The sequence below is a fragment of the Janthinobacterium sp. GMG2 genome (assembly GCF_033949445.1).
Classification (GTDB): domain Bacteria; phylum Pseudomonadota; class Gammaproteobacteria; order Burkholderiales; family Burkholderiaceae_D; genus Janthinobacterium; species Janthinobacterium aestuarii.
This window is the reverse complement of record NZ_JAXAWA010000008.1, coordinates 319,951-339,984: the sequence shown is the minus strand read 5'-3', so window position 1 is coordinate 339,984 and position 20,034 is coordinate 319,951. Positions and strand designations below refer to the sequence as shown.

The following is a 20,034-nucleotide window of genomic DNA, read 5'->3' as shown; positions in this document are numbered from 1 at the left end:
ACGGTACGATTTAACGTACGCTTGATTTCGAGTCAAGTACATTCGACCACTCTGCCACCTCTCCATTTGCTGCGGTCTTTCCCGCATTGCTGCGAGAAGGCAAGATTATAGCAGCCTGCGGCGAAAAGAAAAGGACTATTTTAGGCCTTCAAATGCGTCAGGCCGCCCATGTACGGGCGCAGCACGGCCGGGATCTCGACGCTGCCGTCCGCTTGCTGGTAGTTTTCCAGCACGGCCACCAGAGTGCGGCCCACTGCCAGGCCGGAACCGTTCAGGGTGTGTGCCAGTTCCGGCTTGCCGGCGGCGTTGCGGAAACGCGCCTGCATGCGGCGGGACTGGAAGGCTTCGCAGTTCGACAGGGACGAGATTTCGCGATAGGTGTTTTGCGCCGGCAGCCACACTTCCAGGTCGAAGGTCTTGGTGGCGCCGAAACCCATGTCGCCCGTGCACAGCGACATCACGCGGTATGGCAGGCCCAGGCGTTGCAGAATCGTTTCCGCGTGGCCGACCATTTCATCGAGCACCTGGTACGAGGTGTCCGGATGCACCACTTGCACCATTTCGACTTTATCGAACTGGTGCTGGCGGATCATGCCGCGCGTGTCGCGGCCATAGCTGCCCGCTTCCGAACGGAAGCATGGCGTGTGGGCCGTCATTTTCAGTGGCAATTGATCGAGCGCGAGGATTTCATCGCGCGCGATATTCGTCAGCGATACTTCCGACGTCGGGATCAGGTAGAAGGTCTCGCCCTCGCCTTCCGCGCCGCCTTTTTTCACCGAGAACAGATCGGCTTCGAATTTCGGCAGCTGGCCCGTGCCGCGCAAGGAATCGGCGTTGACCATGTACGGCGTATAGCATTCCGTGTAGCCGTGCTCGTCCACGTGGGTGTTGAGCATGAATTGCGCCAGCGCACGGTGCAGACGGGCGATGCCGCCCTTCATGACGGAAAAGCGCGAACCGGTCAGCTTGGTGGCCACTTCGAAGTCGAGACCCAGCGGGCCGCCCACGTCGACGTGATCCTTGACCTCGAAATCGAAGCTGCGTGGCGTGCCGACCTTGCGCACTTCCACGTTGCCCGACTCGTCCATGCCCACAGGCGACGATTCGTGCGGCAAATTCGGCACGGCCATGATGAAATCGCTCAGCTTGGCTTGCACCATGGTCAGGGCCGCTTCATCGGCTTTCAGCTCATCGCCCAGGCCGGCCACTTGTGCCATCACGGCCGAGGTGTCTTCCCCCTTGCCTTTCAACATGCCGATTTGCTTGGACAGCGCGTTGCGCTTGCCCTGCAGCTCTTCGGTGCGCGTCTGGATCGCCTTGCGTTCGGCTTCGAGGGCGGTAAAACCTGCCACGTCGAGCTGGAATTTGCGCGTCGCCAGGCGTTCTGCGACGGTGGCGATGTCTTTACGGAGAAGTTGGATATCTATCATGGGTGGATGGCGGTGCCGATGTATCGAAAGCACTCATTGTACCAAGACCCGTTCAGTTCTTTATGAGTTTTGCACATGGCCGGCCATCGTCATGGCGGCATGGCTGGGCACTCGCGCCCGCTTTACAACCGGCGCTTAAATAAAGGCGGCTTTTTCGGCAGCGGTCAGGCGGCGGGCGCTGACGGTGACGACAGGCATCGTGCTGTCGGCAGCCTGGGCAATCACGGTGCTGCTGGCGCTCACTTCCACGGTGTTCGCGCCGGCGGTGGCGAAGCTGGCGCCGATGGCGATGATGGCGGCGGCGACAAAGGTGATTCCCATGTTTTTCAGTGCGTTCATGATGTGACTCCTGGTTAGTTTATTTCGTTGACTGCTGCTGGTATGGTGGTACTTTAGCCAACGGCCACAAACAACGCCACCGGCTTGCGACCAGCAGCGAAAAACAGGGAGCGAACGGTGAAAAACAGGGACTGAAGCGCAAAGAATAGTTACAAGGCGTCCTTGACGAGGCGACCAAGGCGGCTTATAGCCTGCTCGATGCGCGGCGTCCACGCATTGCCGCAATTGAGGCGCAGATAATTGCCGAACTTGCCCGAGGCCGAGAACAGCTGGCCCGGCATATACGCCACGCCGTCCGCGATGGCAGGGCCATGCAGGCCCAGCGCATCGATTTGCGGCGGCATCTGCACCCACAGCACGAAACCGCCCTGCGGCTCGGACAGCATGCAGTCCGCCGGAAAGCTGGCCGCCACGGCGTCGGACATGCGGGCGATGCGCTGCACCAGGGTGCGCCGCATCTTGCGCAGTTGCTGGTCGTAGCTGCTGCCTTCCAGAAAATCGGCGAGCACGGCCTGGAAGAAATGGCTGGTGGCGCCGCTCGACACGGTTTTCAGCAAGGCCACTTCCTGCGCGAAGCGGCCGGCCAGCACGTAACCGACACGCGACGCAGGAGTAATCGCCTTGGAAAACGAAGAGCACAGCAGCACATTGCCGCTCGTATCGTAGGCTTTCACGGGCCACGGCCGCTGTGGGGCAAAGCACAAATCTCCATATACATCGTCTTCCACCAGCGGAATATTGAATTCCGACAGCAGCCCCGCCAGCCGCTTCTTGTTTGCTTCCGGCATGACGCAACCGAGCGGGTTGTTGGCGTTCGGCACGAACAAACACGCTTGCACGAGACCGGCGCGCAAGGCAAGCTCCAGCGCGTCGAGCGACGGTCCCGTCTTCGGGTCGGTGGGAATTTCCAGCGCCTTCATACCCAGGCTTTCGATCATCTGCAGCAGCACGAAATACGTGGCCGACTCGATGGCAATCGTGTCGCCCGGTTTGGCGACGGCACGCAGGCACAGGCTGATTGCTTCCGTGCAGGAATTCGTCACGACGATCTCGTGCGGGTCCAGCTTGCCCCAGTCCAGCGCGCGGCGCGTCACCTGGCGCAGGAAATTGCTTTCGCTGACGTCGTAGCAGCTGACCTTGCTCAATAAAGCGGGCTCGCGCCGCGCCACGGCGCTGATGGTGCGCTGCATGCGCTTGATGGGCAGTATCTCGTCGGGCGGCCAGGCCGTGCCCAGCTGCACGATATCGGGCGCCTCGTTTTCCTTCAGCACGCGCATCAACAGGTTGTTGATGCCGACAAAGGCCGGTTCCTTCAAATGCTGGGCGTCCGCGCTGCATGGCCGGCGCGGCGCGCGGTGGCGCACGAAATAGCCGGACTGGGGCCGCGCATCGACTTGCCCCCGGTCTTCCATCAGGCGCAAGGCTTGCATCACCGTGCTGACGGAAATGCGCTTTTGCTGCGCCAGGTGGCGGATCGATGGCAGGCGGTCGCCGGGCGCGAACACGCGCGAGTCGATCAAGGCGCCCAGTTCGTTGGCCAGGTGCTCGTACAGATTCAAATGCGCGCTCATGTTCATCCCTTCAGTATGCGGCTCGCGCGCGTGGCCGGCACAGATACAGTTGCCGAGTTTTTTGACAAGCACAGTGTACGACAAGGGACACTGTATGCATCACAATTTCGTTTTCCTGCATCTGTCATGGTTCGCGGCAAGCGCCTAAGCTGTTCCTGTCAGCACAACAGGAGCGATGCCATGCATACCGACCACGAATTACGCAGCGAACGGCCTTTGCGCCTGGAAAAAGCGCACGCCAGGGTCATCGAATGCCTGTCCGGCACGGCGTGGATCACGGCCTACGCCCAGTTCGAGGATTGCGTGCTGCGCAGCGGCGAACGCTATACGATACCGAACGACGGCCTGGTGCTCGTCGAAGCCGTCGGTAGCGGGCACATCCGCGTGCATGGGACGGCCGCACCGCGTCCCACCCTGCTGCGCTGGCTGAACCTGGCACTGCCTCACACACTGATCACAAGGAATACATGAGTCAAGCAACACTACATCAAGCACCACTGCGCGTCCTCGTCACGGGCGCCGCCGGCATCATCGGCACCGCTTTCTGGAAGCGCCGGCACGGGGAATTCTCCCTGCGCCTGGCCGACCTGCACACAGGCAAACTGGCCGAAGCACCCTGCCCATCCATCAAGCTCGACGTCGCTGACTATGCCGCCTGCCTGGCCGCCTGCGCCGATATTGATGTGGTGCTGCACCTGGCCGGCGTGCCGCACGCCAGCGCAGATTTCGATGCGCAACTGCTGCAGCCGAACATCGTCGGCACGCACAACATCTTCCGCGCGGCACAGGAACAGGGAGTGAAAAGAGTGGTGCTTGCCAGCAGCGCGCAAGCCATCGAGGGTTACCCGCTGGACGTGCAAGTACAGGAAAGCATGCCGGCGCGCCCCGCGAACATGTATGGCGCCAGCAAGGCCTTCGGTGAAGGCGTGGCCTCGGCCTTTGCGCACCAGCACGGCATGACGGCGATCGCCGTGCGCATCGCCAACGTGGCCAACTTTGCGCCAGGTCAACAGCACAGCGCACGCGACATCGCCGCCTTCATCAGCGAACGTGACGTGGTGCAATTGCTGGCCCGCTGCGTGACGGCGGACGTGCCGGCCGGCTACCACGTCGTGCATGGGGTGTCGGACAACCGCTATAAACGCTTGTCGATCGCAGCGACGCGCCAGCTGGTCGGCTATGCGCCGCAGGATGACGGTTTTACCCTGCTGGGGCTGTAACCTCAGCCCTTGCCCGCTGGTTTTCCTGCTTTTCTGTCCAGCTCGCGCAGCCACGCCAATTTATCGGCGATCTTGCTTTCCAGGCCGCGCGGCACGGGCTGGTACCAACCCGGTTCCGCCATGCCGTCCGGGAAATAGGTTTCACCGGCCGCGTACGCGTCCGGCTCGTCGTGCGCGTAGCGGTAGGCGTGGCCGTAACCGAGTTCCTTCATCAACTTCGTCGGTGCATTGCGTAGATGCACGGGCACTTCCTTCGACTTGTCTTTCTTCACAAACGCCATCGCCGTATTGAAGGCGTTATAGCCGGCATTGCTTTTCGCGGCAATCGCCAGGTAAATCACCGCCTGGCCCAGCGCCAGCTCGCCTTCGGGCGAACCCAAGCGTTCATACGTTTCGGCCGCATCATTGACCATGGTCAGGGCACGCGGGTCGGCCAGGCCGATGTCTTCCCAGGCCATGCGTACGATGCGCCGCGACAGATAGCGGGGGTCGGCGCCGCCGTCGATCATGCGGCAAAACCAGTACAGGGCAGCATCGGGGTTGGAGCCACGCACGGACTTGTGCAACGCGGAAATCTGGTCATAGAAATTGTCGCCGCCCTTGTCAAAGCGGCGCGAATTGAGGGTCAGCGCGTTGTCGACAAAGGCCGCGTCGATCCTGGTCGTACCCGTCGAGCTGGCGGCCGTCTCGGCCTGTTCCAGCAAATTCAGGAAACGCCGCGCATCGCCATCCGCATAGCCGATCAGGGTGTCGGCGGCCGCCTCGTCAAACGTCAGGTGCGTCAGCGCCGTGCTTTGCGCCTTGGCCAGCAACTGTTTCATCTCGTCTTCGTTAAGCGATTTCAACACATACACTTGCGCGCGCGACAGCAGTGCCGAATTGACTTCGAAGCTGGGGTTTTCCGTGGTGGCGCCGATGAACGTCACCAGGCCAGATTCGACGAAGGGCAGCAAGGCATCCTGCTGCGATTTATTGAACCTGTGGATTTCGTCGACGAACAATAAAGTGTGCTTGCCGAACTGGTCCAGGCTGTGGCGTGCCTGGTCCATGGCCGCGCGGATATCTTTTACGCCGGCGAACACGGCCGACAGGGCGATGAACTCGCTGTCGAAGGCGTTCGCCATCAGCCGTGCCAGGGTCGTCTTGCCCACGCCGGGCGGCCCCCACAAAATCATCGAATGGGCCTTGCCCGCCTCGAACGCGAGGCGCAGCGGCTTGCCCACGCCCAGCAGATGCGTCTGGCCGATGACTTCATTCAGGGTAGCCGGCCGCAAGGCTTCGGCCAAGGGCTGGCGCGGTGCGGTGGAAAAGAGATCCGCCATATTGAGTTACCTAATAAGAATGCAAAAGCCCCGCATTGCTGCGAGGCTGGCTCATACGCAAGGCGCGACAGTCTTAATTGTTGATGACGTCGGCGCCCTTGGGCATGACAAATTTAAAGTGATTGGCAGATAAGGCCGGATTTTTCTGGAAGTTCTTGAACGCCAGCACCGACGTCTGCCCGAACGAATCGCGCAACTCCATCGCTTCCGGCACGCCATTGCGCAGGCCGATGGTGATTTCGTCGAACGTCGTGTCCTTGGCTTTCGGTGTCGCTTTCAGCCATTCCAGGCCATCGCGCGTGCCCGCTTCGGCCAAGGTGAAATTCTTTTCCAGGTCATTGCTGCCGAACAGGATGGCTGCTGGCGAGGAACCGAGCGCGTCGCCCAGTTTCTTGACCGTCACCTGGCTCAAGTCCTTGTCGTAGATGTACAGCTTGTCGCCATCGGCTTGCAGCAGCTGCTCGTACGGCTTCAGATAGGTCCAGATGAACTTGCCTGGGCGGGCAAACTCGAACGTGCCGCTGGCCGGCGTCGACACTTTCGCCTTGCCGCTGGCGTCCGCCTTCTTGACCTGGCGCTGCACGAACTCGCCCTTGGCCGACTTGGTGCCGGCCGCAAAGCTCTTGAATTGCTCGAGCGCACTGGCCGAGGCACTGGCCGCGAACAGCAGGCTGCAGGCAACGCTGGCCGCGCCGATCATCATTTTTGCTGCGAAAGTCGTGTTCTTCATTCTATTTACCCTTGTTCACTACTGGCCGCCGGCACCAGGATTTCCCGGTTGCCATTGGATTGCATGGTTGATACCACCCCGCTCTGCTCCATCTGCTCGAGCAGACGGGCGGCGCGGTTGTAGCCGATGCGCAAATGACGCTGCACCAGCGAAATCGAGGCGCGGCGGTTTTTCAGCACCACCGCCACCGCCTGGTCGTACAGGGCATCGGCCTCGCCGCCGCCCTCGCCAGGCACGCCGCCTTCAGCGCCGTCGCCTTCCAGGGTGCCGCCTTCGAGGATGCCCTCGATGTAATTCGGTTCGCCCTGCAGCTTGAGATGGCTGACAACGCGATGGACTTCTTCATCGGACACGAACGCGCCGTGCACGCGCATCGGCAAACCAGTGCCGGGCGGCATGTACAGCATGTCGCCCATGCCCAGCAGGGTTTCCGCGCCCATCTGGTCGAGAATGGTGCGCGAGTCGATCTTCGACGATACCTGGAAGGCGATACGCGTCGGGATGTTCGCCTTGATCAAGCCCGTGATCACGTCTACAGATGGGCGCTGTGTGGCCAGAATCAAGTGCAAGCCGGCGGCGCGCGCCTTTTGCGCGATACGCGCGATCAATTCCTCGACTTTTTTACCCACCACCATCATCAAGTCGGCCAGCTCGTCGATGATGATGACGATGGTCGGCAGTTTTTCCAGCGGCTCCGGCGAATCCGGCGTCAGGCTGAACGGATTCGGGATATGTTCTTCACGCTTTTTCGCGTCGGCAATCTTCGCGTTGTAGCCAGCCAGGTTACGCACGCCCATCTTGCTCATCAGCTTGTAGCGGCGTTCCATCTCGTTCACGGCCCAGTTCAGCGCGTGGCCGGCCTGGCGCATGTCGGTCACGACGGGCGCCAGCAAGTGCGGAATGCCTTCGTAGACGGACATTTCCAGCATCTTCGGATCGATCAAAATCAGCCGTACGTCGAGCGGGTCGGACTTGTACAGCAGCGAGAGAATCGTCGCATTGATGCCCACGGATTTACCGGAACCGGTCGTACCGGCCACCAGCAAGTGGGGCATTTTCGCCAGATCTGCCACGACGGGCTTGCCGGCAATATCCTTGCCCAGCGCAATCGTCAGGCTGGAGACTCCATCGTTGTAGACCTTGGAGCCGAGGATTTCCGTCAGGCGCACGATCTGGCGCTTGCTGTTCGGCAGTTCCAGCGCCATGTAATTCTTGCCAGGAATGGTTTCCACCACGCGGATGGAAGTCAGCGACAGCGAACGGGCCAGGTCGCGCGCCAGGCCCACGATCTGGCTGCCTTTGACACCCGTGGCCGGCTCGATTTCATAGCGCGTGACGACGGGGCCGGGGTAAGCGGCCACTACCTTGGCATCCACGCCAAAGTCCGACAATTTCTTTTCGATCAGGCGGCTCGTGAATTCCAGCGTTTCCACGGACACGGTTTCCACCACGGGCGGCGCTTCATCGAGCAAGGACAACGGCGGCAGCTTGCCATCGCCCAGGTTCTCGAACAGATGGGCCTGGCGTTCCTTTTCCACGCGCTCCGATTTCACCACCGTCACCACCTGCGGTTCAATCTTCACGGGCGGCGCGGCCACGTGTTTCTCCACGTGCTTGGCCCGCTCGATGACTACCACTTCGTCGCGGCGCACGGCAGCCACTTCTCCCTGGCGGCGGTCTTCGCGGTCCTGGTAGCGCAGTACGAACCAGTTGACGGCGTCTTCGATGGCGCCACCGATGCGTTCGGCCACTTGCAGCCAGGATACGTGGAAGAACAAGCTGAAACCCAGGCCGAACAGCAGCAACAGCAGCAAGGTCGCGCCCGTAAAGCCAAAGGCCACGTGGGCCGAGTGCCCGACCAGCTGGCCCAGCACGCCGCCCGGATCGCGCGGCAGCTGCACGTGCAAGCTTTTTGCCATGCGCAAGTATTCGAGTCCCATGCTGCCGATCAGCATGATGGAGAAGCCGACGATGCGAATCAGCATCTCGACATGGTGCTCGCGCTCCACCTCTTCCTCTTCCAGCAGGAAGCGCTTGCTCAGGCGGCGATAGCCATGCCATACCGTGCGCAGCAGCCACACGCACCACCACCAGGCGGAAAAGCCGAAGATATACAGCAGCAAATCGGAAAAGGTCGCACCGAGCTTGCCGCCCAGGTTGGCCACCTTGTCGACATTGGTGGCGTGCGACCAGCCGGGGTCGAGCTTGTTGAAGCTGGCCAGGATCAGCACGAAATACAAGGCAAACGCGGCCAGCGCGAACCAGCGCGCCTCGGACAGCAGCCGCACCAGCCGGTTGGGCAGCGGGCGGCGTTCGACCGGTTTTCGGGTGTAGCTATTTTGATTGGCCTGGGCTGGTTTAGTCATTCTGGGAAGCGCTGCAAGGTGAAAAATGTTTCTGAAAGGGAATTTCCCATAATAAGGAAGTATTCTAAGCCATATATGCCTCGGACGGCCCCACGATTCGTCGCTACAGGCGGCTTGGTCTATAATCGTGGATTGCTTGCGCAAGCGCAATACGCCCTTGTTCTTCGCGCGTATGCCCCCAATTCGGATAGACCCCACTCATAGAGAAGCCTCCCATGACCACTACCAAACACGCCCGCGTTTTGATCCTCGGCTCCGGCCCAGCCGGCTACAGCGCCGCCGTCTACGCCGCCCGCGCCAACCTGAACCCGATGCTGGTCACCGGCGTGGAACAAGGCGGCCAGTTGATGACCACCACCGACGTGGAAAACTGGCCTGGCGACCCGATGGGCGTGCAAGGCCCGGACCTGATGCAGCGCTTGCTGCAGCACGCCGAGCGTTTCAATACGGAAATCGTGTTTGACCACATCCACACCACTTTCCTGAATGAAAAACCGATCCGCCTGAAGGGCGACAGCCACGAATACACGTGCGACACGCTGATCATCGCCACGGGCGCATCCGCGCAATACCTGGGCCTGCCATCGGAAGCGGAATTCATGGGCAAGGGCGTGTCCGCCTGCGCCACCTGCGATGGTTTCTTCTACCGCAACCAGGAAGTGGCCGTCGTCGGCGGTGGCAACACGGCCGTCGAAGAAGCGCTGTACCTGTCGAACATCGCCAATAAAGTCACGCTGATCCACCGCCGCGACAAGTTCCGCGCGGAAGCGATTTTGATCGACCGCCTGAACGCCAAGGTTGCCGAAGGCAAGATTGTGTTGAAATATAACCACACTCTGGACGAAGTGACGGGCAACGAAGGCGGCGTGACGGGTCTGAACATCAAGTCGACCATCGACGGCAAGGTCGAAGCGCTCTCCGTGCATGGCGTCTTCATCGCCATCGGCCACAAACCGAACACGGGCATCTTCGAAGGCCAGCTGGACATGCACAACGGCTACATCAAGACCAAGACGGGCTTGGAAGGCATGGCCACCGCCACCAGCGCACCGGGCGTGTTTGCCGCCGGCGACGTGCAAGACCATATCTACCGCCAGGCCATCACCAGCGCCGGCACGGGTTGCATGGCAGCACTGGACGCCCAGCGCTACCTGGAAGGCCAGGAGTAAGCGTCGCATGGCGTCGATGAAAGACTTTGCCGACCTGAAAGCGGTCAGCAAGCAGCTCAAGGAGCAGGCCGACGCGCGCGCCCAGGCTGAAGCGGAGCGCGTCAAGCAAGTCAAGGTGCAGGCCGTGGAGAGCAATCTGTTCAAGGCCAGCATCGGCGGCGTCAAGCGCCTGCCCGAGTCGGACCGCTACGTGCCCAGCCTGCCCAAGGCGGGCGCCATGGCGGCCCAGCAGCCGGCGCGCAAGTTGTCTCCGGAAGAGGACGATGCGGCCGTGCTGCGCGAGTCGCTGTCGGACTTGTTCGAAGTCGACCATTACCTGGAAAACGATCCGGCCCTGAACTACGCCCGCCCCGGCGTGGGATCGGACGTGGTCAAGAAGATGCGCAAGGGCCACTGGCCCATCCAGGATGAGCTGGACTTGCACGGCTTGCGCCGCGACGAGGCGCGCGACGGCATCGGCGCCTTTTTGAACCAGGCCACGCGGCGCAAGCTGCGCTGCGTGCGGGTCATCCACGGCAAGGGTTTCGGCTCGAAAGGCCAGGAACCGGTCTTGAAATCGATGGTGCACAGCTGGCTCGTGCAAAAGGATGAAGTCATCGCCTTTTGCCAGGCGCGCCGCTCTGAAGGGGGCGATGGCGCGCTGGTCGTATTGCTTTCTTCCGCCCTGCAGCCCATCCGCTGAGCACCGCAGCAAGAAATTACAATTCAGTAACAAGTTAGCCCATGCGCACGGCCCCGTTTGTCACCATTCGGGGCCGTGTCATGTTAACCTGTGACAATTATTTCCTGCTTAGCGTCTCGTGCACGCGCTCCACCCATGATGCCACCCCAATTGCCGCCTGGCTCGCTGATCAAGATCATTGAGGTCATCGCCATCCTGGTGGGCGCGTTTTCCGGCTTCATCGAAGCGCGCCGCAAGCGCATGGACCTGGTCGGCGTATTCGTGGTGGCCTTCATCACGGCATTTGGCGGGGGCACTTTGCGCGACATCCTGCTCGACAAGCGGCCATTGTTCTGGGTCTCGCACCAGGAATACGCGATTCTCATCTTCGTGCTGGCCCTGACGGCCGCGCCCTTGATCCAGCACTTGCGCCAGATCGTCTCGGAACGCCTGATCGTCATCGCCGACGCCATCGGCCTGGGCATGTTCGCCATCGCGGGCGTGGCCGAAGCGACGCGCGCCGGCATGCCGCTCTTCATCGCGTCGATGATGGGGGTGATTACGGGGATTTTTGGCGGCGTGATGCGCGACATCGTCTGCAACGAAGTGCCGATGGTATTTCGCGACGGAAAACCGTACGCGATCTGCGCGTTCTTCGGCTGCTGGGCTTATCTGCTGCAGATGCACTTCGGCGCCGAGCACGACTTCGCGCTGTGGACCAGCGCCAGCGGCATCACGATTCTGCGCCTGATTTGCTGGAAATTCGATATGCGGCTGGGGCGCTGATACGTCAACCGGCAACGTTGTTGGCGGCGCATGTCGGCTTACGCGCTGGTGCGCTAAGCCGACCTACGGCACGACACCCATTGCTACGCGTAGGTCGGATTAGGCTCAAAGAGCCGTAATCCGACACCATTGCTGGCTTGAACTTACACCGCGTCCGGGCCGGTTTCGCCCGTGCGGATGCGGATCACCTGCTCCACATCGCGCACGAAGATCTTGCCGTCGCCGATCTTGCCCGTGCGGGCTGCCTTGATGATGGCGTCGACCACCAGTTCCGACACGCTGTCGTCCACCACCACTTCGACTTTGACTTTCGGCAGGAAGTCGACCACATACTCGGCGCCACGGTACAGCTCGGTATGGCCCTTCTGGCGGCCAAAGCCCTTCACTTCCGTCACGGTCAAGCCCGTCACGTTCACGTCGGCCAGCGCTTCGCGCACTTCGTCGAGCTTGAATGGTTTGATGATGGCGGTAATCTGTTTCATGGCTTTCTCCTTATTGATAATCGACAATTCTTCACCAACTGGCTTAACGGGACCCCGCAAAACCGTAGCGAGCAAGTTCAATACCGGGCTGAGTAGCGGAGCCGTACTTTAAGTACGGTGAGCAACGGATGCCCGGTAGTGAGCTGCGCAGTAGGTTTGGCGGGGTTCCCTTCGTTATTCGTAGAACTTCGACGTGATCGGGTAGCGCCAGTCGCGGCCAAAGCCACGGTGCGTGACGCGGATGCCCACTGGCGACTGGCGCCGCTTGTATTCATTGATCTTGATCAGGCGCGTGATTTTCGCCACGTCGGCCGGCGGGTAGCCAGCCTCGATAATGTCGGCGATCGGCCGGTTTTCTTCCATGTACAGCTGCATGATGCCGTCGAGTACGTCGTATGGCGGCAAGGAATCCTGGTCCAGCTGGTCGGCGCGCAATTCGGCCGACGGTCCGCGCGTCAGGATGCGCTCGGGTATCACGTCCGACACGCTGTTGCGCCAGGCGCACAAACGGTAGACGAGGGTCTTGGCGATATCCTTGATCACGGCAAAGCCGCCCGCCATGTCGCCGTACAAGGTGCAATAACCGACAGCCATTTCGCTCTTGTTGCCCGTCGTTAGCACGATGCTGCCATGCTTGTTCGACAGGGCCATCAGCAAGGTGCCGCGGATACGCGCCTGGATGTTTTCTTCCGTCGCGTCTTCCGCCAGTCCGGCGAACTCGTCAGCCAAGGTGGCGCGGAAGGCGTCGAAGGTGTGCTTGATCGGAATTTCATCGTAGCGCACATTGAGGCGTTTTACCATGTCGCGCGAATCGATCCACGAGATATCGGCCGTGAATTGCGATGGCATCATGACGGCGCGCACCTTGTCGGCGCCCAGCGCATCGACGGCAATCGCCAGGGTCAGGGCGGAATCGACGCCGCCCGACATGCCGATCAGCACGCCAGGGAAACCGTTCTTGCCGATATAGTCGCGCACGCCCAGCACCAGCGCCTGGTACACCTGCGCCTCGGTCGTCAACGGCGCGGCCAGCGGCTGCCGCACGGGCGTGGCGCCGTCGAATTCGACCAGTTGCAAGTCTTCCTCGAAGTGGCGCAGCTGGGCGCACATCGTGCCGGCCGCATCCATCACGAAGGAGTCGCCGTCGAAAATCAGTTCATCCTGGCCGCCGACGAGGTTGGCGTAGACGAGGGCCATGCCTTGCGCGCTGACATTCTTGCGCATGGTGTCATAGCGCAGATGCTGCTTGTTCATGTGGTATGGCGAGCCGTTCGGCACCAGCAGCACTTGCGCGCCGGCCGCACGGGCGCGCATCGGTGCGTGCTCGAACCACGTGTCTTCGCAGATATTGATGCCGAAACGCACGCCCTTCACGCCAAACACGAAAGCCTGGTCCGACGACGTAAAGTAACGCTTTTCATCGAACACGGTCGTGTTCGGCAAATCATGCTTGCGGTAGGTGCCCAGTACTTCGCCGTTCAGCAGCACGGAGGTGGCGTTGTAGCGCACGCCCTTCTCGTCTTGCAGGGGCAAGCCCACCACCACGTGCAGATCCTTGAACTGGGCCAGGTCGGCAGCCAGTCCCGCAAACGCTTCCTGCGTTTTTGCGTAGAATGCATTGCGCAGCAATAAGTCCTCGGGTGGATAGCCGACCAGCGACAGTTCCGGCGTGAGCACGATATCGGCGCCCGCTTCAAAGGCGCGGCGGGAAAGGTCGAAGATCTTGGCACGGTTGCCGGCTAGATCGCCGACCGTACTATTCATTTGAGCAATTGCGACTTTGACTGTCATGATGATGATGGATATTTTCGTTCTATTAAACAAGACAGGGGCGCGCAGGCCGGTGGCGGCGCCCCGAGAGTGATGAATGCACACTACAACAATGAATTATCGCACGGCTATCGTCACTACCCTGGCTGAAATTGGCGAAGCGGCCTGGTCTGAACTGCTGGCAAGCCAGGCGGACGCCAAGGCGGAGGCCAATCCCTTCCTTTCCTACGCCTTCTTGCACGCGCTGCACGAGTCCGGCTGCGCCAGCGCGGACACGGGCTGGCAGCCGAATTACCTGGTGCTGTGGCAAGGCGAAACCTTGGCCGCCGCCCTGCCCCTGTACCTCAAAATGCACTCGTATGGCGAATACGTGTTCGACTGGGCCTGGGCCGACGCCTATCGGCAACATGGCCTTGAATATTACCCGAAACTGTTGTCCGCGATACCGTTTACACCCGTCAGCGGCACACGCCTGCTGGCCCGCGATGGCGAGGCGCGCGCTGCCCTGCTGGCCTTTCTGCAGGCGCAGCAGCAAGCGGCCGACGTGTCGTCCTGCCACATCCTGTTCCCGCCGGAAAGCGAAGCGCGCCAGCTGGAGCAAGCTGGCTACCTGATGCGTAGTGGCGTGCAGTTTCACTGGCTCAATCCCGGCTACACGGATTTCGAGCAATTCCTCGCCACCCTCGAGCACAAGAAGCGCAAGAATATCCGCGCCGAGCGGCGCAAGGTGCGGGAAGCAGGCGTCACCATGCGCCAGGTGCACGGAGCGAACGCCACGGACGCGGACTGGAAACTGTTCCACCGCTGCTACAGCAATACCTATGCGGAACACCGCTCCTCGCCCTATCTGTCGCTGGACTTCTTCCGACGCCTGGGCGCGAGCATGCCGGAAAACACTCTCTTGGTGATCGCCGAGCGTGAAGGCCGGGCCATTGCCGCCTCGCTGGTGATCCACACGGCTGACACCCTGTATGGCCGCTACTGGGGCGCGCTCGAGCACGTGCCCTGTCTGCATTTCGAGACGGCGTACTACCAGCCGCTGGAGTTTTGCATCGCCAATGGCATCGCCACCTTCGAAGGGGGCGCCCAGGGCGAGCACAAGATGGCGCGCGGCTTCCTGCCGCAAAAGACGTGGTCCGCCCATTGGCTGGCGCACCCGGCCTTTGCCGACGCCGTGCAGCGCTTCCTCGAGCGTGAACGGGGCGGCATCGATGCCTACCTCGACGAGTTGAACGAACACAGTCCGTTTCGCGCATAAAAAAACGCTCCCGGCCATGACTGGCGGGGAGCGTTTTTCTTACTCGATGTTCTTAGGCTTTGGCGGCGTCGGCCTTGAACGCAGCGACGCCGTTCAGGATTTCTTCCTTGGCCACTTCCGGGCCATACCAGCCGTCGATCTTGACCCATTTGCCTTTTTCCAGATCCTTGTAGTGCTCAAAGAAATGCTGGATCTGGCGCAAGCGCAGTTCGTTCAAGTCTTCCGGCTTTTGCCAGTGGCTGTAGATCGACAGGACCTTGTCGACTGGCACGGCCAGCACTTTCGCGTCTTCGCCCGACTCGTCGGTCATTTTCAGCACGCCGATAGGACGGCAGCGCACAACCACGCCCGGGATCAGCGGGAACGGGGTGATGACCAGCACGTCAACCGGGTCGCCGTCCGGCGACAGGGTGTTCGGCACGTAGCCGTAGTTGCACGGGTAATGCATGGCGGTACCCATGAAGCGATCGACGAAGATCGCGCCGCTTTCCTTGTCGACTTCGTACTTGATCGGATCGGCATTCATCGGGATTTCGATGACGACGTTGAAATCGTTCGGCAGGTCGCGGCCGGAAGAGACGTTATTCAAACTCATGGGATTCCTCATTAGCGGGTGGTGTTTTAACCGCGCAATTATAGCGAAGTACAGGCCGCTTGTGCGACGCAGCAGCGGCCCGCCGGCGTTTTGCGCGTCCTGCCAGCAACAGTGACGCGCCCGGCCCGTTGGACTGCGCAGCCTGCCGTTGAGAGTATAAACAGGCCACCGAAAATAATAAGTAGAAACACTTAAGCATTACTACGGTCAGTCCCGAATTAATTCCGTCAATATCCGCCTATTTTCATTTCAATATCACCATGCGGCAAACATGGTTATTATATTTGATATTGCATTTTATGCAGCCAATTATAACAACAGCGCCAGTCTTATTCTCCCCACAATGCGGGCGCATGACGACGCAGCCGCTTCAATACCGCCCTCCAGCCCTGGAATCCCCTCTTCCAGCATAATATTTGCGCTTATTTGAAGCATTTATTTATTCAAATGGCGAACCTTCCAAAAAATGGCGCGACCAGAAGACAATCATCAATTCTGATAAACTGTCACATTCTGGTGTTTCCAAAACTTCGCATACTCTGCAAACAAAGCCTTCGCTAGATTCAATATGGCGCATCACGCGCCACCGATAAATCCTTGCAAAAAGGAATATGATGATTCCCTCTTTCCGGCCCGGGCCTTTATTAAAGGTCACCGGCGTTATTTTCATTCTGTTTGGCCTCGCCCTGCTGGGCGGCGGCATCTGGCTGGCCTCTCTGGGCGGCTCCTGGTACTACCTGCTGGCCGGTATCGGCATGCTCGTTGCCGGCGCGCTGGTGTTCCAGGGCAAGCGCAGCGCGCAACCGTTCATGGCCTTCCTGCTGATCGCCACTCTCATCTGGTCCGTCATTGAAGTGAAATTCGACTGGTGGCAATTGCTGCCGCGCCTCGACATCTGGTTTGCCGCCGCCGTCTGGCTGCTGCTACCCTTCGTCAACCGCCGCCTGGCGCCAGCCGCCGCGGCGAAACAGGGACAAGCGGGCAAGACGGCGCTTTCCGCCGCCGTGGCCCTGACCGTCATCGCCGGTGTCATCGCCCTGTTCCAGGACTACCATGACCTGCATGGCGACGTGCCTGCCGAAAACATGGCCGCCACGGCCACGGCCACGGGCGACCTGGCACCCGGCGTCGAGCACAATGACTGGTCCGCGTATGGCCGCTCCGGCTATGGCGACCGCTATGCCCCGGCCGCGCAAATCACGCCGGCGAATATTTCCGGCCTGAAAGAAGCCTGGACCTACCACACGGGCGACTTCAAGGGACCGAACGACCCGGGCGAGATCGCCAACGAAGTGACGCCGCTGAAGGTCAATGACATGCTGTATTTGTGCACGCCGCACAATATCGTCATCGCCCTGAACCCGGACACGGGCAAGGAAATCTGGCGCCACGATCCGAAGATCAACCGCGACGCGGCCAGCTACCAGCACATGATCTGCCGCGGCGTGGCGTACTGGGACGTGAACGCGGGCCGCGCGAAGAACAATCCAGCCCCCGAAGCTGCCGGCATGGAATGCCCGCGCCGCATCCTGGCGCCAACCATGGATGGCACCATGATCGCCGTCAACGCCGATACGGGCGAGTCGTGCAAGAGCTTTGGCAACAACGGCGTCGTCAACCTGTACAAGAACATGGCGATGATCAAGCGCGGTTTCCTGATGCCGACCTCGCCGCCGGCCGTGTCGCAGAAAATGGCCGTGATCGCCGCCAGCGTGACGGACAACCATTCGACGGAAGAGCCATCGGGCGTGATCCGCGGCTACGATCCCGTCACCGGCAAGCTGATGTGGAACTGGGACCCGGCCACGCCGGAAGATACGCAACCCTTCCCTGAAGGCAAGAACTACACCAACAACTCGCCGAACTCGTGGGGCGTGGCCAGCATCGATGAAAAGCTGGGCATGGTCTACATCCCGATGGGCAATGAAACGCCCGATACCTGGGGCGGCAACCGCAACAAGAATGGCGAGAAATTCAACAGCGCCATCGTCGCGCTGGACCTGGCAACGGGCAAGGTGCGCTGGGTCTACCAGACCGTGCACCACGATATCTGGGATATGGATATCGGCGGCCAGCCGAGTCTGGTCGACATCGACACGCCGAAAGGCAAAGTGCCATCCGTCGTGGCCACGACAAAACGCGGCGACATCTACGTGATCGACCGCCGCGATGGCAGCCTGGTCGTGCCGGCGCCGGAAAAACCCGTGCCGACGAGCAATCCTGCCGCCGGCGACACCCTGTCGCCCACGCAGCCGTTCTCGGCCCTGACCTTCCTGCCTGAACGCAACATCAGCGAAGCGGACATGTGGGGCACGACACCGTTCGACCAGCTCGCCTGCCGCATCATCTTCAAGGAACGCCGCTATGAAGGCCCGTTCACGCCGCAAACGGCTGGCAAGGGCGCCGTCATCTCCCCGGGCCCATTGGGTATCTTCGAATGGGGTGGCGCGGCCATCGATCCCGTGCGCCAGTTGTTGATCGTCAACCCTGACTACATGGGCTTCCTGGAAAAACTCGTACCGCGCGCGGAAACGACGGCCAAGGGCGGCACCGGTGGCGAAATGGGCTTGCAGCCGCAGACGGGCGTCCCGTTCGCCGTGGAAATCAAGGCATTCCTGTCGCCGCTGGGCTTCCCGTGCCAGGCACCGCCGTGGGGCTATGTGGCCGCCGTCGACCTGCGCACGATGAAAAAAGTGTGGATGCACAAGAACGGCACCACGCGCGACAGCGGTCCCGTGCCGATCCCGCTACCACTGGGCGTGCCCAGCCTGGGCGGCATGGTCACCACCGGTGGCGGCGTGACCTTCCTCAGCAGCACGCTCGACTACTACATCCGCGGCTACGACGTCAGCAACGGCAAAGTGATCTGGAAAGCCCGCTTGCCAGCCGGTGGCCAGGCTACGCCGATGAGCTATGTGTCGAACAAGTCGGGACGCCAGTTCGTCGTCGTCATGGCCGGCGGCCACGGTTCGCTGGGCACGAAGATGAGCGATACCCTGGTCGCGTATGCCTTGCCCGAAGGCGCCGCCGTACCGAAAAAGTAAAGCGCGAAGAAGTAAAGTAGCAAGCTAGCAGCGCAAAAAAAAGCCGTTCAGTCTGCACTGAACGGCTTTTTTACGTCTGAAGAAACAAGTGGCTTACAGGATGGTCGCCAAGGCGCACTGCCGGTAATGGGCGGCAGCCTGTTCCGTCTGCTGCAAGGCGTCGTGCATCTGCGCCAGCTTCAGGTGGGCGTCGCGCACCATCTGCGGCTCGTTCGCGTCCGACAAGGCCTGCTCCAGGTGGCGCTGGGCCTTGCCCCACAGTTTTTGCTTGAGGCACAAGGTGCCCAGGGTCAGCGCCAGTTCCGCATCGAGCGGACGCTGTTTCATCCATTGTTCGCAATGCTCGATCTGCAGCAGCAGGGCCGGCGTGCCGCTTGGCGCCGCCGCTTCGCGGTAGGCGCGCACGACTCTCTCGTCCCAGTCGGCGGCCAGCGACTCTTCGCACACGAGGCGCGCTTCGTCGTGCAGGCCACGCGCATTCAGGGCCGTGGCGGCGCGGCAGGCGATGTACGGCTTGACCCGGTCGCTGCTGGGCACGGTGGACCACACGCGCATCAAGGATTCCGCGTCATGCGACGGATCGGACAGCAAATGATCGTATGCCAGCTCGCGCAGGCGCGACGACAGGGCCGGATGCAGGGCGCGGTGCTTGTCGAGCGAGCGCACGAGGCGCAGCACTTCCGGCCAGTTCTTCGCCTGCTGCTCGGCCTTGAGCGACCATTGCAGCGCGTGGATATGGCGCGTGCCGCTGGCATTGAGTTCGCGCACGGCGGCCAGGGCCGCTTCAGGCTGGTGGTCGTCAACCAGCAATTCCGTCACCGTCATCAACCGGGCCGTCTTCAGGCTGGCATCGCCTTCGACGCGGGACAGCCAGCTGTCGCGGCGCTCGGACTGGCGCATGCGGTGCGCGGCGCGCGCGCCGATCAGCGCGGCCAGGCCGGCGTTTTCTTCCAGTTCGGCGGCGCGCAAGGCGGCCTTCTCTGCATGGCCGAAACGGCCTTCGAACAGGGCTTTCAAGGCTTCGCGCAAGCCCTTGTTGCCATCGCGCTCACGCTTGCGCTGGCGGTAGGCCGCCACTTGCGCCGGCATGCGCACGGTGGCGCGCACGGCGCGCACCAGCAGGTACAGCAGCACGAACAGCACGACCTGCAGCAGCAGGAAGAAGTTCAGCGACAAGTCGATGCGGTATGGCGGATAGAACAGCACCACGTTGCCAGGGTTGAAACGGGCCGTCACGGCGATACCGATCGCCGCGGCCATCAGGGCGAGTAACCAGAGAAATAGACGCATG

17 protein-coding genes are annotated in these 20,034 nt (G+C 61.3%); 7 read left to right on the top strand and 10 right to left on the bottom strand.

The annotated features are described in order from the left end of the window. Positions 1 to 140: 140 nt before the first annotated feature. From serS to SKZ59_RS25475, 3 genes are all read right to left on the bottom strand, one after another. Positions 141 to 1,430, bottom strand: a complete 1,290-nt coding sequence (gene serS, locus SKZ59_RS25485) for a serine--tRNA ligase (RefSeq protein WP_319993325.1) — start codon at positions 1,428 to 1,430, stop codon at positions 141 to 143. Between the two features lie 135 nt (positions 1,431 to 1,565). Next, positions 1,566 to 1,769 (bottom strand): hypothetical protein, encoded by a 204-nt coding sequence (locus tag SKZ59_RS25480; RefSeq protein ID WP_319993324.1) that lies wholly within the window; start codon positions 1,767 to 1,769, stop codon positions 1,566 to 1,568. 149 nt (positions 1,770 to 1,918) lie between these two features. Further along, complete coding sequence (locus SKZ59_RS25475; protein ID WP_319993323.1) at positions 1,919 to 3,340, bottom strand: PLP-dependent aminotransferase family protein; 1,422 nt, start codon at positions 3,338 to 3,340, stop codon at positions 1,919 to 1,921. A 180-nt stretch (positions 3,341 to 3,520) separates the two neighbouring features. Between SKZ59_RS25475 and SKZ59_RS25470 the strand changes: the two genes are divergently transcribed. After that, on the top strand, positions 3,521 to 3,811 hold the full coding sequence (locus tag SKZ59_RS25470; RefSeq protein WP_072454835.1) for a DUF2917 domain-containing protein: 291 nt from the start codon (positions 3,521 to 3,523) through the stop codon (positions 3,809 to 3,811). Beyond that, positions 3,808 to 4,560 carry an NAD(P)-dependent oxidoreductase gene (locus SKZ59_RS25465; protein WP_319993322.1) on the top strand — a complete coding sequence of 251 codons (753 nt, stop codon included), beginning with the start codon at positions 3,808 to 3,810 and terminating at the stop codon, positions 4,558 to 4,560. The genes SKZ59_RS25470 and SKZ59_RS25465 overlap by 4 nt, the downstream gene beginning before the upstream one ends. A gap of 2 nt (positions 4,561 to 4,562) precedes the next feature. On the opposite strand, the gene SKZ59_RS25460 is transcribed toward SKZ59_RS25465, so the two are convergent. The 3 genes from SKZ59_RS25460 to SKZ59_RS25450 form a co-directional block, all read right to left on the bottom strand. Further along, complete coding sequence (locus SKZ59_RS25460) at positions 4,563 to 5,882, bottom strand: replication-associated recombination protein A (protein WP_100876302.1); 1,320 nt, start codon at positions 5,880 to 5,882, stop codon at positions 4,563 to 4,565. A gap of 73 nt (positions 5,883 to 5,955) precedes the next feature. Continuing rightward, on the bottom strand, positions 5,956 to 6,612 hold the full coding sequence (gene lolA, locus SKZ59_RS25455) for an outer membrane lipoprotein chaperone LolA (protein ID WP_034786149.1): 657 nt from the start codon (positions 6,610 to 6,612) through the stop codon (positions 5,956 to 5,958). Positions 6,613 to 6,617: 5 nt separating this feature from the next. Next, positions 6,618 to 8,978: a DNA translocase FtsK gene (locus tag SKZ59_RS25450; RefSeq protein ID WP_319993321.1), complete on the bottom strand. Its 2,361-nt coding sequence runs from the start codon at positions 8,976 to 8,978 to the stop codon at positions 6,618 to 6,620. Positions 8,979 to 9,193: 215 nt separating this feature from the next. Here SKZ59_RS25450 and trxB point away from each other — a divergent pair, with 215 nt between their 5' ends. From trxB to SKZ59_RS25435, 3 genes are all read left to right on the top strand, one after another. Beyond that, positions 9,194 to 10,147, top strand: coding sequence for a thioredoxin-disulfide reductase (trxB, locus tag SKZ59_RS25445; RefSeq protein ID WP_034758671.1), 954 nt, complete (start codon positions 9,194 to 9,196; stop codon positions 10,145 to 10,147). Positions 10,148 to 10,154: 7 nt separating this feature from the next. Beyond that, the gene (locus SKZ59_RS25440; protein ID WP_034758675.1) at positions 10,155 to 10,829 is read left to right on the top strand and encodes a Smr/MutS family protein; all 675 of its coding nucleotides are present in this window, start codon (positions 10,155 to 10,157) and stop codon (positions 10,827 to 10,829) included. Positions 10,830 to 10,964: 135 nt separating this feature from the next. After that, a complete protein-coding gene (locus SKZ59_RS25435) occupies positions 10,965 to 11,594 on the top strand; it encodes a trimeric intracellular cation channel family protein (RefSeq protein WP_034758680.1) in 630 nt (209 codons plus the stop codon). 143 nt (positions 11,595 to 11,737) lie between these two features. Here SKZ59_RS25435 and SKZ59_RS25430 read toward each other — a convergent pair whose 3' ends face one another. Together SKZ59_RS25430 and SKZ59_RS25425 are read right to left on the bottom strand one after the other, a co-directional pair. Continuing rightward, positions 11,738 to 12,076: a P-II family nitrogen regulator gene (locus tag SKZ59_RS25430; RefSeq protein ID WP_034758685.1), complete on the bottom strand. Its 339-nt coding sequence runs from the start codon at positions 12,074 to 12,076 to the stop codon at positions 11,738 to 11,740. Positions 12,077 to 12,250: 174 nt separating this feature from the next. Next, complete coding sequence (locus SKZ59_RS25425) at positions 12,251 to 13,867, bottom strand: NAD+ synthase (RefSeq protein ID WP_319993320.1); 1,617 nt, start codon at positions 13,865 to 13,867, stop codon at positions 12,251 to 12,253. A 91-nt stretch (positions 13,868 to 13,958) separates the two neighbouring features. Between SKZ59_RS25425 and SKZ59_RS25420 the strand changes: the two genes are divergently transcribed. After that, positions 13,959 to 15,104 (top strand): GNAT family N-acetyltransferase, encoded by a 1,146-nt coding sequence (locus SKZ59_RS25420; RefSeq protein ID WP_319993337.1) that lies wholly within the window; start codon positions 13,959 to 13,961, stop codon positions 15,102 to 15,104. Positions 15,105 to 15,156: 52 nt separating this feature from the next. Here the strand turns inward: SKZ59_RS25420 and ppa are convergent, their stop codons facing one another. Further along, positions 15,157 to 15,699, bottom strand: coding sequence for an inorganic diphosphatase (gene ppa, locus SKZ59_RS25415; RefSeq protein ID WP_034758697.1), 543 nt, complete (start codon positions 15,697 to 15,699; stop codon positions 15,157 to 15,159). Between the two features lie 611 nt (positions 15,700 to 16,310). On the opposite strand from ppa, the gene SKZ59_RS25410 reads away from it, so the two are divergent. Then, on the top strand, positions 16,311 to 18,743 hold the full coding sequence (locus SKZ59_RS25410; RefSeq protein WP_257620489.1) for a membrane-bound PQQ-dependent dehydrogenase, glucose/quinate/shikimate family: 2,433 nt from the start codon (positions 16,311 to 16,313) through the stop codon (positions 18,741 to 18,743). A 93-nt stretch (positions 18,744 to 18,836) separates the two neighbouring features. On the opposite strand, the gene SKZ59_RS25405 is transcribed toward SKZ59_RS25410, so the two are convergent. After that, positions 18,837 to 20,033 carry a heme biosynthesis protein HemY gene (locus SKZ59_RS25405; RefSeq protein WP_080698801.1) on the bottom strand — a complete coding sequence of 399 codons (1,197 nt, stop codon included), beginning with the start codon at positions 20,031 to 20,033 and terminating at the stop codon, positions 18,837 to 18,839. Position 20,034: the final 1 nt, after the last annotated feature.